At 59.8% G+C, this 16,145-nt stretch carries 12 protein-coding genes; 9 read left to right on the top strand and 3 right to left on the bottom strand.

The genetic code is table 11. From position 1 onward, the window contains the following. Positions 1-110: 110 nt before the first annotated feature. Positions 111-1,103: an AraC family transcriptional regulator gene (locus tag V476_RS09820; protein ID WP_024959405.1), complete on the bottom strand. Its 993-nt coding sequence runs from the start codon at positions 1,101-1,103 to the stop codon at positions 111-113. A 611-nt stretch (positions 1,104-1,714) separates the two neighbouring features. Between V476_RS09820 and V476_RS09815 the strand changes: the two genes are divergently transcribed. From V476_RS09815 to V476_RS09800, 4 genes are all read left to right on the top strand, one after another. Beyond that, on the top strand, positions 1,715-3,025 hold the full coding sequence (locus V476_RS09815) for an MFS transporter (protein ID WP_080278439.1): 1,311 nt from the start codon (positions 1,715-1,717) through the stop codon (positions 3,023-3,025). 213 nt (positions 3,026-3,238) lie between these two features. After that, the gene (locus tag V476_RS09810; protein ID WP_003317322.1) at positions 3,239-3,820 is read left to right on the top strand and encodes an alpha/beta hydrolase; all 582 of its coding nucleotides are present in this window, start codon (positions 3,239-3,241) and stop codon (positions 3,818-3,820) included. A gap of 83 nt (positions 3,821-3,903) precedes the next feature. Next, positions 3,904-4,854 (top strand): sigma 54-interacting transcriptional regulator, encoded by a 951-nt coding sequence (locus tag V476_RS09805; protein WP_003426033.1) that lies wholly within the window; start codon positions 3,904-3,906, stop codon positions 4,852-4,854. A gap of 203 nt (positions 4,855-5,057) precedes the next feature. After that, entirely contained in the window at positions 5,058-5,840 is a 783-nt protein-coding gene (locus V476_RS09800) for a MetQ/NlpA family ABC transporter substrate-binding protein (RefSeq protein WP_003317320.1), read from the top strand. Positions 5,841-6,097: 257 nt separating this feature from the next. Here the strand turns inward: V476_RS09800 and V476_RS09795 are convergent, their stop codons facing one another. Continuing rightward, entirely contained in the window at positions 6,098-7,351 is a 1,254-nt protein-coding gene (locus V476_RS09795; RefSeq protein ID WP_024959407.1) for a lipase family protein, read from the bottom strand. A gap of 178 nt (positions 7,352-7,529) precedes the next feature. On the opposite strand from V476_RS09795, the gene V476_RS09790 reads away from it, so the two are divergent. Continuing rightward, positions 7,530-8,756: an MFS transporter gene (locus tag V476_RS09790; RefSeq protein ID WP_024959408.1), complete on the top strand. Its 1,227-nt coding sequence runs from the start codon at positions 7,530-7,532 to the stop codon at positions 8,754-8,756. A 115-nt stretch (positions 8,757-8,871) separates the two neighbouring features. On the opposite strand, the gene V476_RS09785 is transcribed toward V476_RS09790, so the two are convergent. After that, a complete protein-coding gene (locus tag V476_RS09785) occupies positions 8,872-11,970 on the bottom strand; it encodes an autotransporter domain-containing protein (RefSeq protein ID WP_024959409.1) in 3,099 nt (1,032 codons plus the stop codon). A gap of 218 nt (positions 11,971-12,188) precedes the next feature. On the opposite strand from V476_RS09785, the gene V476_RS09780 reads away from it, so the two are divergent. From V476_RS09780 to V476_RS09765, 4 genes are all read left to right on the top strand, one after another. Then, positions 12,189-13,085 carry a TauD/TfdA dioxygenase family protein gene (locus tag V476_RS09780; protein WP_003341514.1) on the top strand — a complete coding sequence of 299 codons (897 nt, stop codon included), beginning with the start codon at positions 12,189-12,191 and terminating at the stop codon, positions 13,083-13,085. A gap of 16 nt (positions 13,086-13,101) precedes the next feature. Then, positions 13,102-13,983 (top strand): ABC transporter ATP-binding protein, encoded by an 882-nt coding sequence (locus V476_RS09775; protein ID WP_024959410.1) that lies wholly within the window; start codon positions 13,102-13,104, stop codon positions 13,981-13,983. A gap of 232 nt (positions 13,984-14,215) precedes the next feature. Beyond that, entirely contained in the window at positions 14,216-15,082 is an 867-nt protein-coding gene (locus V476_RS09770; RefSeq protein ID WP_024959411.1) for an ABC transporter permease, read from the top strand. A gap of 38 nt (positions 15,083-15,120) precedes the next feature. Beyond that, a complete protein-coding gene (locus tag V476_RS09765; RefSeq protein ID WP_003341510.1) occupies positions 15,121-16,140 on the top strand; it encodes an ABC transporter substrate-binding protein in 1,020 nt (339 codons plus the stop codon). Positions 16,141-16,145: the final 5 nt, after the last annotated feature.

The following is a 16,145-nucleotide window of genomic DNA, read 5'->3' as shown; positions in this document are numbered from 1 at the left end:
CCTCACGCTCAGCGTGGGAATGCCCTTCGTGACGCTCCGCGTCACACATCTGCGCTGAGCCGCTTAATCAAGAGTGGACGCGGAGCATGGGCACGATGGCATGCCCTCCATCAACGCACCACGGCGCTGCGGTATTGTTCCGGTGTCAGCCCGGTCCAGCGTTTGAAGGCGCGGCTCAGGCAGTCGGTGTCGGAAAAACCTAACAGGTAGGCGATTTCGTTCAGCGAGCTTTGCTGATCGTTCATGTGCAAAAGCGCCAGGTTCTGGCGGCATTGATTGAGCAGCAGGTCATAGCAGCAGCCCTCGTCGGCCAGATGGCGCTGCAGGCTGCGCGGGCTCAGGTGCAGGGCTTCGGCAATGCTTCTGACAGTGGGCTCGCCGTCCGGCAGCAGGGTCTCGATGGCCGAGCGTACGCGCTGCTCCCAGATCAGTGACGGTAGCGGATCCCCTTGGGATTCCTGACCGTTCAGCTGTACAGGGCCGTCATCCAGGTGGCTGTCGAATTGATCACCGTCAAACTCCAGCAAGTTCTCCTGCGCCGCAAACATGACCGGTGAACGAAACAGGTCGTGCCAGGGCCGCGGGTCCTCGGGCGCGGGACGTTGCAGGTGCACGGCAAGCGGCGCATAGCCCCGGCCGAGCCGATTGCGGCAGGTGCGTACGTAAATCGCGGCAAATGCATCGAGCAGCTCATGGACCGGTGACTGGCAGGAGGATGGTGTGCCGAAGCGGAATTCATAACGCTCGCCGACTGTTCTGAAGTCCAGCTCTAGAGAGTCCTCGGCCATCGAGCGGTAACGTACGATGCGCTCGAATACCTCACGCAGCGAGCCGCTGGCCACCAGTGTGTAGCCCAGCGCATGAAACGCCGTCGGGCTGACAAAACGTGAAACACGTAGACCCAGAGCCGGATCAAGGCTGGCCTGAACTGCGCGTTGCCAGAGCGTGGCGGTGACATCCGGCGAGAATTGCGCATTGGCCTCACTCAGCCTGTTCAGGTCAATGCCCGCGCTCTGGCACAACGCATCGCTGTCCATGCCCAAGGCCGTGAGCTGCTTGCGCAGAGCGGGGGTCCAGCTGGCGAGACTGCTTGGCTCAGGCATGCACACGCCTCTTCCTGACATGGGGTGACGTCACCGTCAGGCCCGTGCCGATAAGGTCTCACCGAGCAACTCCCTTGCCTGACGCCGCCTTCAAGAATGAGAGCATTTATGACAGTTGTGCAAGTGTCATGACGCGTTTCTTGCCGTCAGGCAGAAAATAGTCCGCGCTGTCACCACTGAGCGACGCTCTATAGGCCGAAACGAGCTATGAGCAGGCGCCGATTATGCAGTCATCGTATAACGCTAAAGCGCGCCTCCCTTTCCCGACGCCTCGCTAGCCCATCCCTGATGCAGGTCAGAGCGTTTCTGTCATTTGACACTGGAATGGCAAATGACTATAAGTGCATCATGTTGTACGACAACATGAGACTTGAAAAAAATTACAACCACAAAAATAATTCAAAGAGTAACAACCTCATGATCAGTCTGAATTCTCAGGCCATAAACGCGTGCTCCTCGTGCGAAAAATCTGTTTTTACGCATGATCGTCGGCAGAAAGCGCCTAAAAGTCTTCTGAAGAAACCGTAATCTGAAGTTACATAAAACCAGCCGCCTCACGGCCTTGGCCGCGGGACGCTCATCGCCAATCTAAAAATAAACAGGGTGAAGAGATGAAGATAAAAGGCATTCGGTGGTGGATGGTGGGGCTGGTAACGGCCGGCCTGGTCGTCAACTACCTGGCACGCAACACGCTGTCCGTCGCAGCACCGACGCTCATGAGCGAACTGAGCATTTCCACCGAGCAGTACGCGCACATCGTTGTTGCCTGGCAATTGTGCTACGCCATCATGCAGCCCGTGGCGGGCTATATCATCGACGCGATCGGCACCAAGATGGGCTTTGCGATTTTCGCCATCGCCTGGTCTGGCGCCTGCGCTGCCGCCGCATTTGCAACCGGTTGGCAGAGTCTGGCGATCTTCCGCGGCATGCTCGGCCTGACCGAAGCAGCAGGGCTGCCGGCAGGCGTCAAGGCGACCACCGAATGGTTTCCGGCCAAAGAGCGCTCGGTGGCCATCGGCTGGTTCAACATCGGCTCGTCGTTTGGCGCATTGCTTGCGCCGCCGCTGGTGGTCTGGGCCATTCTGCAGAGTGGCTGGGAGCTGGCGTTCCTGATTGTCGGCGGTCTTGGCATTGTGTGGAGCGGCCTGTGGCTGCTGCTGTACAAGCACCCGCGCGATCAGAAACGTCTTGGCGATGCCGAACGTGACTACATCCTCAGCGGCCAGGAAGCGCGTCTGAAGGATGCACCTGCCCAGAAAGGCAGCTGGAAGCGACTGTTCAAAAACCGTAATTTCTACGCAATTGCCTCGGCGCGGATCCTCTCCGAGCCTGCCTGGCAGACCTTCAATGCGTGGATCCCGCTGTACCTGATGACCGAGCGTCACATGAATATCAAGGAAGTCGCGATGTTCGCCTGGCTGCCGTTTCTGGCGGCTGACATCGGCTGCGTACTCGGCGGCTACCTCAGTCCGTTGTTCCACAAGTACTGCAAGGTGTCGCTGTTCACTTCGCGCAAGATGGTCATGCTGTTCGGCTGCTCCTGCATGATCGGGCCAGCGTGCATCGGGCTGGTCGAGAGTCCCTACACCGCCATCGCCTTGCTGTGCATCGGCGGCTTTGCCCACCAGACCCTGTCGGGCGCGCTGTATTCGATCACCTCGGATTCATTCGGTAAAAACGAGGTTGCAACAGCGACCGGGATGGGCGGAATGTTCGGCTTTTTCGGGGCGGCGGCGTTCACCATGGTATTCGGCGTGCTGGTCACCAAAATCGGCTACAGCCCGCTATTCGTGGTGCTGGCGATCTTCGACATTGTCGCTGCAATCGTGGTCTGGAACGTTGCCCGTGAAGTCCCGCAGCACGACGAACCATTACCGCTGGCTGCGGGCGAGCGGGGGCCGCGTACTGTGCCTGCAACCTGAGGCCGTCGTAATCCTGTAACGAAGTGTGGATAGTCTTTGCCCTGAAAGTGATTTTTATTGGAGGCCGTTCCTCGAAGGCAGGGAGTGGCCTCTTTTTTTGCCTGTCAGCTGATATTCGTTTTGGGAATTAACAAATAGCTTCTTATTCCTTAGCGAATATACCTTCCATCCCTATACTCGTCTCATGAACGCATACATGCAGGAGGCGAATCCATGCATAACGAGTCGATCCGGTATCTGATCGTGCCAGGCTGGCAAGGGTCTCCTGATGATCATTGGCAGACCCACTGGCAGAACAGTCTGCCCAACAGCACGCGGGTGGAGCAGGCCGACTGGCTCAAGCCACGTCGTGAAGACTGGGTGGGTGAGTTGCAACGCACGATCGCCGCGCACGACACGCCAGTGATCCTGATCGCGCACAGCCTGGGTTGCGTCACCGTCGCGCACTGGGCCCGACTCGCGCCGCTGGAAACCTTGCGTCAGGTGCAGGGCGCACTGCTGGTGGCACCGGCCGACGTCGATCGTCCGAATTGCCCGCCTGCGTTGCGTAATTTCGCACCGATCCCTACTGATCTGTTGCCGTTTCCGACGCAGATCGTCAGCTCTGACAACGACCCTGCGGTCAGCTCCCAGCGTGCCATGGAGATGGCGCGTCACTGGGGTGCCGAGCTAGGCTTTCTGAGTCAGGCCGGGCATATCAACGTCAAGTCCGGCCATCAACGCTGGGAGCAGGGTTTCGCCTACCTGTATCGCCTGCAAAACCGTCTGGAGCAACACGCGCGTCGTCGTGCATGACCGGGCAGCTTGTTTATCGGACTCACCGGGTCCCGTCTTTTTAAACGCTTGAGCCACCGCAAGGGCTCAGGCGGGAGTGTGTCATGAGCCTTCACGAAAACTTCGGTCAGCCGCTGCTGACCTTTCCCGATGCGGAAAAAAGCCCACTGAGCATTCGCGCCAAGGCGCTGGTGTTTATCGATCCACGCTCGCGCCGGTTGCGTGAAGAAATGGAGCAACTGGCTCCCCGTTCTTTACCGGTACTGATCCGTGGCGAGTCCGGGACCGGCAAGGAATTGCTGGCGCGGCATATTCATCGCGGCAGCGATCGTTCGGGCTTGTTCGTTTCAGTCAACTGCGGTGCCATCAGTCCGACCTATGCCGACGCCGAATTATTCGGCTACGCCGCCGGAGCTCACAGTGGGACGGTCAGCAGTCGCGCAGGCTGGTTCGGTTCAGCCAATGGCGGCACCTTGTACCTGGACGAGATCGGCGACCTGCCGTTGCCGATCCAGGTCAAGCTGCTCGCGGCCCTTGAAAATCACGAAGTCACGCGAGTGGGCGCCCAGCAGCCGAGCCCGGTCGATGTGCGTCTGGTCGCCGCCACCAGTATCGATCTGGCCCAGGCCGTGGCCGCCGGGAAATTCCACGAGCGTCTTTATCATTACCTGAGCGAGGGCCGCCTTGATCTGCCTGCTTTGCGCGAGCAGCCGGGCAATATCCTGCCGTTGGCCGAATATTTTGTGGGGATCTACAGCCAGCGTCTGAACCTGCCGGTGCAACTGATCAGTGAGGATGCGCAGCGCACGCTGGAGGCTCACAGCTGGCCCGGTAATACCCGTGAGCTGGAGAACGTCATTCACTTTGCCTTGTTGGTCAGCAGCGGTGATGAAATTCGCGCACACGATATCAATCTGCCGGACATCGCCGATCCGTTGACGCTGATCGAGCGCCAGACGCAGCTATTGCTCGATGGTGGTGATCGCAGGCAGCTTTCCGCGCTCAGGCAATTGCTTGAAGCAGTCACCTCGGAGCTGGCGCGGCGTCCCGCTTGAGCGTGAGCCAGCGTGGTCTTGATGAGGTAAAGTAGATCCTGATACAAAAAAGCATAAGCACTCGATTAAAAAGTATTTTATCGGAATATAAAACATCGGTAATGTCAGCATGATGTCGCAGGGTTCAGACACCTGTGGCAAACCATTGAATAATAAGGTGTCATTTCTGGATGACACTCTCGGATTTTCGTTAAGGACATTGCATGAAAAAGACGTTTTTGCTGACCGCTCTGGCGGCTGTGTTCTCGATTGGCCTGGCTCACGCAGGTGAAAAGCTGGTAGTCGGCGCGACGCCCGTACCGCACGCGGAAATCCTTGAGCTGATCAAGCCGACCCTGGCCAAGGAAGGTGTGGACCTGGAAATCAAGGTCTTCACTGACTACGTACAGCCGAACGTGCAACTGAACGAGAAGCGTCTGGACGCCAACTACTTCCAGACCAAGCCTTACCTGGATGGCTTCAACAAAGCCAAGGGCGACAACCTGGTGACTGGCGTGGGCGTACACGTGGAACCGTTCGGTGGCTACTCCAGCAAGTACAAGACACTGGCGGATCTGCCTGAAGGCGCAACCATCGCTATTCCAAACGAAGGCAGCAACGCAGGCCGCGCACTGCTGCTGTTGCAAAAAGGTGGCCTGATCACCCTGAAGGATCCAACCAACGCCCTTTCCACGCCGAAAGACATCGCAACCAACCCGAAGAAATTCAAATTCCGCGAACTCGAATCAGCTGTACTGCCACGTGCGTTGAAGCAGGTTGACCTTGCCCTGATCAACACCAACTACGCGCTGGAAGCCAAGCTCAATCCGAAGAAAGACGCGCTGATCATCGAGGGTGCCGATTCGCCTTACGTGAACTTCCTCGTCACCCGCAAAGACAACGCCCACACCGACGCCATCGAAAAGCTGTCGAAAGCGTTGACCAGCCAGGAAGTCAAAGACTTCATCAACAAGAAGTACGACGGCGCGGTATTGCCTGCGTTCTGATTACTGATTCTCGCTCTCCCAACTATCGTGCGACGCTCCGCGTCACAGCTACATGCTGTATGGGGCTGGACAGAAATCTTGGTGGGAGTGAGCTTGCTCACGAAGGCGTTGGTCCAAACGCCATATTTCCGGGGGCTGCACCGGCCTCTTCGCGAGCAAGCTCGCTCCCACGAAGACATGTGTGTAAAGCTGAGCGCGGAGCATGTTGCGGGCACTTATCGTTCCTCACGCTCTGGTGTGAGGAACGATAACCTCAACTATCGTGCGACGCTCTGCGTCTCCCCACAATTCCCCGTCATAAACTCCCCCGAAAATGCTTTCTCGACAAAACGTGTCGAGTCCGGCAGTGAGCCATTCACTGCGCCGGAGTGATCCAGTTGCGGGTAGTAATGCCATTCGATGCGGTCGCCTGCCCTGCACGCGTCCTTGACCAGCGCGATCTGGCTGCGAACAGGTGAGATGACGTCCTTGCCCCCGGTACCGATAAATACCGGAATGTCCGACTTTACCGTCGGGTAGTCCGAATGGCGATTGACCTGATCCAGTGCTTTCTCGGGTGAGCGTTTGAAACTGTTGTTGAACGTCAGTCCATCCGCGACCACCTTGCGCTCGATGGCTTGCAGGCATTCACGCTGGCTGGTTTCAAACGCGGGCTTCGCGCGGTCGCTCAGGTAATCGGCGGGATGCAGCAACGGGTTGATCAGCGCGGCGGTACTCAATCGCAACAGGTTGTAGGCCAGCGACGGCGAGACCTGATCGCGGAAGTTATCCGGTCCGGTATGTTTCTCATGCAATTGAGCCATCGGATAAGGCGTCCCGGTCGCGACCACACCGACAATGTTCAATTCGGGCGCGTAAGTCTTCTGATACACGGCCGTAGCGAAAGCGGCACGGCCACCCTGGGACTGCCCAAACACAACCACCCGCGAAGACAGCTTGAACCCAGCACCTTGAACGGCGCGAATGCTGTCGAGCACACCATATGCCAGCGGACTGCTCAGCCCGAACGGATGCAGCCCCGGCGTCCCCAAACCCTCATAGTCAGTAGCCACAATCGCATAACCCCGGCCAAGCCATTCATTCAGGTAGCGCGTATCGCGATCACTGCGCCCTGTGAATGAAGGCGCACAGATGTCCGCGCTACCGACAGTACCGTGCGCCCACGCCATCAGTGGCCATCCGCCCTTTGGCGACTTACCTCTGGGCATGAACAGAGCACCTGACACTGCGACTGGCTGATTGTTGAGCCCGTCTGTTGAGGTGTACAGGATGCGGACATTCTGTCCGGCATTTTCGAGACTCTGCTTGTCCGTCAGCGGTTCGGAGCGCAGCAGTCGGCCCGGTGTCGGCGGCACTTTATCCGGCCATGTGTAAAAGGCAGGAACACCGCCCTCGCCATATCTGGTCGCATTAACAGATGGCCTGGCAGACCCTGGCGCGGCGCTGCAACCTGCGAGCAGGACCGTCAACAGGATGGCCAGAATGGCCGAGGACCTTGGCGATGAGTTCATCAGTATTTCTCCACGAGCTCACAGGAGAGGGCGTCTCAGCATGGATGTATCAAGCCAGGTATGACCTGAGGAATACTAACTGTAGCGAGCGCCGCCAGCATTAAAATCGTAAATCCAATAAGCTCCAACGCCTGGCTCGGTTAATCGCGATGTACGCCCCGGCCTATAGGAGTTTTCCATGCGTAAGGATTACCTCGCTTTCTTCGTCTCGCTTTTCCTGTCCAGGCTGGCGGATCAGATTCTGTTGTTCATTGTGCCGCTGGTGGTGTTTCAGACCACCAACAGCGCATCGTGGGCCGGGCTGGCGTTTTTCGTCGAATCGCTGCCGAGGTTTCTCGCGTTTCCGTTGTGTGGTGCCCTCTGCGACAAATGCCCGCCAGTCAAAATTCTGCATATCAGCCAGATCTACCGGGCATCGCTGTGCGTGCTGGCGATGGTGCTCTACGCCATCTTTGGCGGTATCGGATGGCTGGTGGTGCTGTCGGCATTGTGCGGGGTGCTGACCACGCAAGGCATCATGGCGCGCGAAGTGCTCATGCCGCATATCTTTCAGCACTACAGCTACACCAGAACGTTGTCCTATTCCCAGATCGCCGACCAGTCCGGGCTGGTTCTCGGGCCCTTGGTCGCGGCACTGGTGCTTGAAGTGTGGGCCTGGCACTGGGTCGTACTGTTGACCGCTGGCCTGTTTCTGCTGGCAGACCTGAGCATGCTCGCGTGGCAACGTCTCAGCCGTATCACGCTGGAGGTGTTCGAGCAGCATCAGGACATCTGGCTGCAGCCATTGCGGATTGCGTTCGGGCATATCCGCAGCCTGGCGGAATTGAAAAAGATCATCACGCTGGCAGTCGGCGTCAACCTGATCGTCGGCGTCACGCTGGCGACCTCGGCAGCCATGGTGATCGGAGAGTACAGCGCCGGCAAAGACAGCTACGCCGGCCTGCAGGCGGCGGGTGCGGTGACGACCATCGTGATCCTGTTCTTCCTGGCCCGCGTGGCTCTGCCTATGCGCGTGCTGGGTGGCGTCGGCTTTTCGATGATCTCGACAGGGGCATTCATCAGCGCCGTGAGCCCGAACCTGATTGGCTATGCGCTGGGGTTTCTGTTGATCGTCGGCTTCGACAAGATGTTCAACGTCTACATGCGCACCCTCCGGCAGCGGGTGATACCGCCTCAGGACTTCGGAAAGACGGTGGGCGTGATCACGTTGCTCAACAACCTGTCGCAGCCTCTGGCGGGTTTGCTGGTGGCCCTGCTCGCAGCGCCCCTGGGCATTCGCCAGGTCATCCTGAGTTTGGCCGTGCTGACGAGCGTTATCGGGGCGGGTGCCCTGTGGTGGTTTGCAAAGGCACGCAGCCCATTCCCGACCCCGATTGTTGAGGCTGATCGGGAGGCCGGGAAATGAAAGCGAGAGGGTTGGAGTGTGATGGAATTGAGGGTCAACGCAAGCGCGCTCAGACCCCCTGATAACTTCGGCAGGCTGCTCTCCGCCCCTACAGAGAGCAGCCGCCGCTTCAGCCTTAAAACGCCAATGTCACCCGAGCATTCAACGACTGATCCGATGCGTCGTTGCTCACCTGACCGTCGTAGCTCAGGCCTACGCTCAAGGTATCGCTCAACCCCAGGTCGACACCTGCGCCGAGCACCGCTGCGCTGCGGGCGATTGGGGCGCCGGAGAGTTCGAAGGTGCTGCCGCCGCTGAAGGCCGAGCGGCTTTCCGGGGTGACGTCGCCGTAGGCGCGACGCCAGCCCAGTGTGGCGTTGGGTTTGATCACGACGCTGCCAGCGTTCAGGCGGGTCGCTGCACGCAGGCCCAGGGTGCTGAAGGTGATGTGGTTGTCCTGGGATTTGTTCTGCAGGCTGATGGCGTTGCTGTTCTCGTCGAAGGCGTCGGTGTCCAGGCGTACGTGCGCCAGGTTGGCGAAGGGTTCAAGCTGTGCGTTGCCCATTTCCAGGGTGTAGCCCAGTTCGCCGAAGACCTGATTGGTCGCTGCCTTGTAGTCTTCCTTGAAGTGCTCGGACGAGCCCGGCAGGTCCAGCGTGCGCTTGGCGGTCAGCTCATGCCAGGTGTGTACCGCGCCGAGGCGCAGGCCCAGTTGGCCCCACTTCGCGCCGCCGTAGACACCCAGATGATAGTTGTCGCTGTCGGTCGAGCCGGACGCGTGGCGCAGGTCGAAGCTGCTGTTGCTGAAGCCTGCCAATGCACCTACACGCCAAGTGTCGTCGAGCGGTACGTCGGCGCCGAACAACAGGCCGCTGGTGCGGGTTTCGAGGCCTGAGGCGTCGCGGCTGCTGTCGGTCTGACCGGTCGCGCCGATGGCCTGGGTCCACACCACACCGCGCGAGGCGTCACCGGCGAGGGTTTGCGTGGTGCTGCCGAATGCCTGTGCGGATTGCGCTTGTTGCATGCGATCGTTCATGGCATTGCGCACCAGCCGGCTGTCTTCGATCAGTGCAGACTGCGTCGATGCATGCAGCTCGTTGGACAGCGCGCTGAACGTGGCCTGCGCCGTCGAGGCGTCGTCCTGCACCACCTGCCGCCACAGCGCGTTGCCTGCGCCCGCGCTGTCCAGCCCCTGCGCGACCGCCTTGGCGTTGCGCGTGGCCGCCAGGCTGGCGAAGGTTTGTGCGTTGCGATCCAGCGTCAGCCCGACATCGGTAGCGGTGTAGTTCAGCGTCGGGGTAAGGAACGCGAAGTTGGTTTGTACGGCGGCAAATGCACCGCTCACGCCACCGGCTGCGGAGAGGATCGAGTAACGGCTGGCGACCAGCCAGTTACCGCCCTCGACGAGTGACAGCGTGCTGTTATTGATCGTCGCGCGGCCGCTGGCGACGATGCGGTCGGCTTTGCCACTGGCGTCCGACTCCACTTGATAAACCGAACCCTGAGCCAGGTTGACGTCACCATTGACGTTCAGTTGCCCGACCGAATTACCCGGTGCGACCACGCCGCCCTGAGCGACGTTGATGCCGCCGACGGTGCCGTTGCCACCCAGCGTTGCGCCTTGCTGCACGCTGACGATGGAGTTACCGAGGTTGCCATTCACTGCCAGGCGACCGGCCTGCACGGTCGTCGCGCCGGACAGGCTGCTGTTGCCGGTCAGGTTCAGCGATCCGATACCGCGTTTGATCAGCGCACCGTTGCCGGTCAGGGTGTTGGCGAGGGTGTCGTTGGTGGACTGATCGACCACCAGCGTTGCGTTATCGGTGATCGTGCCGCTGCCGAAGGCCTGGGCATGACCGGTCAGGGTGCCGCCGTTGATCAGCGTGCCGCCCGAGTAGGTGTTGTTGCCGGTCAGGATCAGGTTGCCCGTACCGTTCTTGATCAGTGCGCCGCTGCCGCTGATGTCGTTGCGCCAGGCGTCGATGGCGTTATAGCCGCCCAGGCTGGCGTTCATGTTGACGGTGACGTTGGAATTGAACGCGCCGTAACCATCGCCTGCGGCATACAGGTTCAGGCGACCGTAGCCACCTGACTGATCGATCACTGCGTAGCCCGACGACAGTTCAGTGGTCGCCAGAATCTCGCGGCGCTGGCTGGCGTCCAGGTACGGGAAGCGTGTTTCCAGCAGCACTTCAGCGTTGGTTGGCACGACCGGGGCGAGGTTGGTCGGGCCGACCGGGTCGAAGCCGTAGGTCATGCGCGCGGTGTACAGCGCCTTGTCCTGTGCGTGCTGGGAAGTGCGGTCGGTGGCCGGGTCGATGGCCGTCATGCAATTGTTGACGTCGCCGCCGCACTGAGCAGTGAAATAGGCCAGCGCCTGTGCGCGAGCATCGGCGCGCAATTGCGTGTTGGCGGAATTGGACAGATTGTCGATTGCGAAATAGGTCGCCGTGATTCGCCCGCCCATCACGTCGAAGGGCGAGTGCATGCCCGCTTCGATGCGGTTGTCGCCGATCTCCGAAGCACGCAGCATCAGCTCGCTGAACCGCTCCGGGATCGCGTAGGCCAAGGCGTAGGCTGACAGGTAAGCGGCGTTGGTGTGACCGCTGGGGAAACCCGAGTCACTGGCCGGCGTGGTGCTTTCGGCCGGGCGCAGGGAGGGCGCGACGACGAATGCCAGGCTCTGTCCGTCGAGGCTCTGCCGCCATGGCCGTGGATACAGATAGTGGGACTTGGCCGGAGTCGTGGAGGCATCGTTGCGCACGGCGCCGACCAGATCGACCACCTTGCCCAGCGCTGAAGACGAACTGCCTGCGCCATTGCCTTTGTCGTCGTACTTGACGGTTTTGTTGCTGTCGTCGAATTGCGTGATGGTCGTGAACGCGCCCGCGCCGGCTTTGTAAGCATCGCTCAGCGAGCCCAGGCCGCTGATGGCGCTGTAGCTCTGGTCGCGGCGGTCATCGAAGTAGGCGGCGGTTTCCTGCGCCAGCGTGCGCGAGTTGGCGCGGTCGACCACGATCTGCAGGTTGCGCCGAAGCAGGCTCTGGCCGAGGGCGGTGGGCGTGCCGGTGTCCCAGGTTGCGCCGGTTGTCCACAGGGTATTGAACCCGGAGAGCAGATCGACACCGTTTATACGATTGTCATTGGCACGGCTCGCAGCCTGAACCGAGACGGCAAGCAGCGACAGTATCAATGACGACACCATTACATGGACAACCGGTTTATTGGATCGCATAGCGGGCGCTTCACTCAGGTCGAATAAGGCGCCGACCCTAGCAAGCCGTTCTGACACTTCGATGTAACTGTCATGACACATTTATGCTGGATTGGGCCTGCGAGGCACCCGCATGAAATATTCGGCGCTATCGTTATTCCTCAACGGTATTTAAATTCTCTTTCTTATACCTATAGAGTTTCGTCTTTCAGTCACACTGTTCTGGAGTCGGAGTTCTCATGCCAGCAGCCTCCCTCGCTTCATTGTCCGCTCAACCTGCTTCGCAATCCTTCGAAGTGCGTCCATTCACCGAAAAGGTGGGCGCGGAAATCGTTGGGCTGGATCTGTCCAGGCCGTTGAACGATGCCGACTTCGCTCGTGTGCATCAGGCACATCTGGATCACCATGTGGTGGTGTTCCGCGATCAGCAGATCACGCCGCAGCAGCAGATCGATTTCAGCCGGCGCTTCGGGGTGCTGCAGATCCATGTGCTCAAGCAGTTTCTGTTGGCCAACCACCCGGAAATCTTGATCGTCTCCAATATTGTCGAGAACGATAAGCCCGTGGGCCTGGGCGATGCCGGCAAGTACTGGCATTCGGACCTGTCTTACAAGGAGCTGCCGAGCCTGGGCTCGATGTTGTACGCCCAGGAACTGCCAAGTGAAGGCGGCGATACGCTGTTTGCAGATATGCACCTGGCGTGGGAAACGTTGCCGCAACACCTGCGCGATGCGGTTGAAGGGCGTTCAGCGGTGCACAGTTACACCGCACGCTACGCCGAGGGCCACAACGCCGCCAACTGGCGTCCGACCCTGACCGCCGAGCAACTGGCGCAGGTGGTCGAAGTCAGCCACCCGATCGTTCGCACCCACCCTGAAAACGGGCGCAAGGCGCTGTTCGTCAGCGAGGGTTTCACGACGCGCATCCTCGGTCTGCCGGAAGACGAGAGCCGTCAGATTCTCAACGAGATTTACGCGCACAGCGTGAAGCCCGAACACATTTATCGACACCAGTGGCAGGCCAACGACATGGTGTTCTGGGACAACCGTTCCCTGATCCATCTGGCTGCCGGCTGCCCGGCGCATCTGCGCCGCAAGCTGCATCGCACGACCATTCAAGGCACCGCGCCATTTTGATCCAGGAGAGCCGTTCATGAATGCTGTCGCGCAAGGCCACACGGCCAGCACCAGCACCCAACCGCAACCGGCTGCACAGCCCACTGCTGAAGCCTTGTTGCAAGTTCGCGGCGTCAGCCTCGAATACCGCACGCCAGAACGCGTGGTGCGGGCGACGCATCAGGTCAGTTTTGAAGTCGATCCGGCCGATCGTTTCGTGCTGCTCGGCCCATCCGGTTGCGGCAAGTCGACGCTGCTCAAGGCGGTGGCCGGTTTCATCGCGCCCAGTGAGGGCGAGATTCGCCTGGCGGGGCATCAGGTCACCGAGCCTGGCCCGGACCGCATCGTGGTGTTTCAGGAGTTCGACCAGTTGCCACCGTGGAAAACCGTGATCGAGAACGTCATGTTTCCGCTGCTGGCATCACGCACGCTGAAGCGCCCCGAAGCGCTGGAGCGCGCACGTTATTACCTGGAAAAGGTCGGCCTCAGCGCGTTTGCCGATGCCTACCCGCACACCTTGTCCGGTGGCATGAAGGCCCGTGTAGCAATTGCCCGAGCCTTGGCCATGCAGCCGAAAATCCTGCTGATGGATGAGCCGTTCGCCGCGCTGGATGCACTGACCCGCCGCAAGATGCAGGAAGAGCTGCTGGAGCTGTGGGACGAGGTGCGCTTTACGCTGCTGTTCGTCACGCACTCCATCGAAGAAGCGCTGGTGGTCGGTAACCGCATCCTGCTGCTGTCGCCGCATCCGGGCCGTGTACGGGCGGAAATCAACAGCCATCAATACGACCTGAAAAGTCTCGGCGGCGTCGGCTTTCAGCAAACCGCGCAGCGTATTCATCGGTTGTTGTTCGATGAGGGCGAGGCCGGGCCGGTGGAGCAGGATCTGAATTTTCAGGACATCCGGATTGCTTATTGACTGGCCGCACTGGTACAGGTTTTTGATTCTGGCCGAAGGCCGTAGGAGCGAACTCGTTCGCGAAGACGGTAGTTCAGACAATGCATCTTTTAAGAATGTAACGGCCCATTCGCGAACAAACTCGCTCCACGCCCTGCGAGCAGAATCAAAGGCTAAATAATGAATGCTGTGCGTATTAACGCTTCCCAGAGCGTTCTGTATACGCTTTTTACGACTACCGAGAACCCGAATCATGAGCCTCGCACCTCCCGCTCGCGAAGAATATGAAATCACGCTGGAGCCTTTCACTCAGGAAGACCTGGCCCGCGATCTGCCCCTGGCACAGCGCATCTGGCAACTGAGCTGGGTGCGCAAATGCGTCATCATGATCGCCCTGGCGGTGATCTGGGAACTGGCCGCACGTCTGCAGAACAACGACCTGCTGTTGCCGAGCTTTCTACAAACGGCTGCCGCCTTTTATGACGGGCTGATTTCCGGTGAGTTGCCGGGCAAGGTCTGGATCTCCCTGACCGTGCTGATTCAGGGCTACCTGATCGGCATCGTGCTGGCGTTCGCCCTGACCACCCTGGCAGTGTCCACCCAACTGGGCCGCGACCTGCTCAGCACCTTGACGGCCATGTTCAACCCGCTGCCGGCCATTGCCCTGCTGCCGCTGGCGCTGCTGTGGTTCGGGCTGGGTCAGAACAGCCTGATCTTTGTGCTGGTGCATTCGGTGTTGTGGGCACTGGCGCTCAATACTTACGCGGGCTTTCTGGGTGTCTCGGAAACCCAGCGCATGGCCGGGCGCAACTATGGTCTCAAAGGCCTGCGCTTTGTCTGGCACATCCTGATTCCTGCTGCCCTGCCATCGATTCTCGCCGGTCTGAAAATCGGCTGGGCCTTTGCCTGGCGCACGCTGATCGCCGCCGGGCTGGTGTTTGGCGCGTCCTCCGGCAAGGGCGGTCTGGGCTGGTACATCTTCCAGAATCGTAACGAGCTGTATACCGACAAGGTTTTTGCGGGGCTGGCGGCGGTGATCCTCATCGGCCTGCTGGTCGAGAACCTGCTGTTCGCCAACATCGAGCGCCTGACCGTCAAGCGTTGGGGCATGCAGCGTTGAAACGCCGTCTTTTTTTGAATAATCAGGGTGAGAACCACATGAATACTGCATTTCAACGCCCGGCACTGACTGTGTTGGCAGCGACGCTCGGCTTGTTTGGCGCGCTGCTCAGCGGCGGCGCTCAGGCTGAAGGCAAGATCAGCATCGCTCAGCAATTCGGCATCGGCTACCTGATCCTCGACGTGGTGCGCGATCAGAAACTGATCGAGAAACACGGCAAGGAGCAGGGCCTGGACATTGAGGTCGACTGGAACAGCATCTCAGGTGCCACGGCGATGAACGAAGCGCTGCTGGCCGGCGCACTGGACGTGGTGTCGGCAGGCGTGCCGCCGATGCTGACCGTCTGGGACCGCACCAAGGGCAAACAGAACGTCAAGGCGATTGCCTCGCTGGGTTCGATGCCCAATTACCTGCTGACCAACAACCCCAACGTCAAGACTCTCAAGGACTTCACCGACAAGGACCGCATCGCCGTACCGGCTGCGGGCGTGGGCTTCCAGTCGCGCACCTTGCAGATCGAAACCGCCAAGCTGTTCGGTAACGACAACTACAAGAAATTCGACAACATCTCGGTCAGCCTCGCGCACCCGGATGCGACTTCCGCGCTGATTGCCGGTGGCTCGGAAATCAACTCGCACTTTTCCAGCCCGCCGTTCCAGTATCAGGAACTGGAGAACCCCAACGTCCATAAGGTGCTCAGTTCCTATGACGTGCTGGGCGGCCAGGCGACGTTCAACGTGCTCTACACCACCGAGAAATTCCACGACAAAAACCCCAAGACCTACAAGGCGTTCTACGACGCGCTGGCTGAAGCCGAGAAGATCATCAAGGCCGACAAGCCCGCTGCCGCGCAGACCTACATCCGCGTCGAGCAATCGAAGCTGCCGTTGCCACTGGTAGAGAAAATCGTCGCCGACCCGGAAATCGACTTCACCGTCACGCCGCAGCGCACCTTCATCTACGCCGAGAAACTGCATGAGCTGGGCGTGTTGAAAAACAAGGCGGCGAGCTGGAAGGATTTCTTCTTCGAAGAAGCACACGGCACCGAGGGCAGCTGATCGGC

The organism is Pseudomonas syringae KCTC 12500, assembly GCF_000507185.2.
Lineage (GTDB): Bacteria > Pseudomonadota > Gammaproteobacteria > Pseudomonadales > Pseudomonadaceae > Aquipseudomonas > Aquipseudomonas syringae.
Note: the sequence above shows the minus strand (reverse complement) of the source record. Positions and strands in the feature narration are given on the sequence as shown.

Excerpts from the sequence above, each read along its gene's own strand:
- V476_RS09795 (WP_024959407.1), bottom strand. The coding sequence starts at position 7,351 with ATGAACTCATCGCCAAGGTCCTCGGCCATTCTGGCCATCCTGTTGACG.
- V476_RS09805 (WP_003426033.1), top strand. The coding sequence starts at position 3,904 with ATGAGCCTTCACGAAAACTTCGGTCAGCCGCTGCTGACCTTTCCCGAT.
- V476_RS09780 (WP_003341514.1), top strand. The coding sequence starts at position 12,189 with ATGCCAGCAGCCTCCCTCGCTTCATTGTCCGCTCAACCTGCTTCGCAA.
- V476_RS09820 (WP_024959405.1), bottom strand. The coding sequence starts at position 1,103 with ATGCCTGAGCCAAGCAGTCTCGCCAGCTGGACCCCCGCTCTGCGCAAG.
- V476_RS09800 (WP_003317320.1), top strand. The coding sequence starts at position 5,058 with ATGAAAAAGACGTTTTTGCTGACCGCTCTGGCGGCTGTGTTCTCGATT.
- V476_RS09785 (WP_024959409.1), bottom strand. The coding sequence starts at position 11,970 with ATGCGATCCAATAAACCGGTTGTCCATGTAATGGTGTCGTCATTGATA.
- V476_RS09765 (WP_003341510.1), top strand. The coding sequence starts at position 15,121 with ATGAATACTGCATTTCAACGCCCGGCACTGACTGTGTTGGCAGCGACG.
- V476_RS09775 (WP_024959410.1), top strand. The coding sequence starts at position 13,102 with ATGAATGCTGTCGCGCAAGGCCACACGGCCAGCACCAGCACCCAACCG.
- V476_RS09815 (WP_080278439.1), top strand. The coding sequence starts at position 1,715 with ATGAAGATAAAAGGCATTCGGTGGTGGATGGTGGGGCTGGTAACGGCC.
- V476_RS09770 (WP_024959411.1), top strand. The coding sequence starts at position 14,216 with ATGAGCCTCGCACCTCCCGCTCGCGAAGAATATGAAATCACGCTGGAG.
- V476_RS09810 (WP_003317322.1), top strand. The coding sequence starts at position 3,239 with ATGCATAACGAGTCGATCCGGTATCTGATCGTGCCAGGCTGGCAAGGG.
- V476_RS09790 (WP_024959408.1), top strand. The coding sequence starts at position 7,530 with ATGCGTAAGGATTACCTCGCTTTCTTCGTCTCGCTTTTCCTGTCCAGG.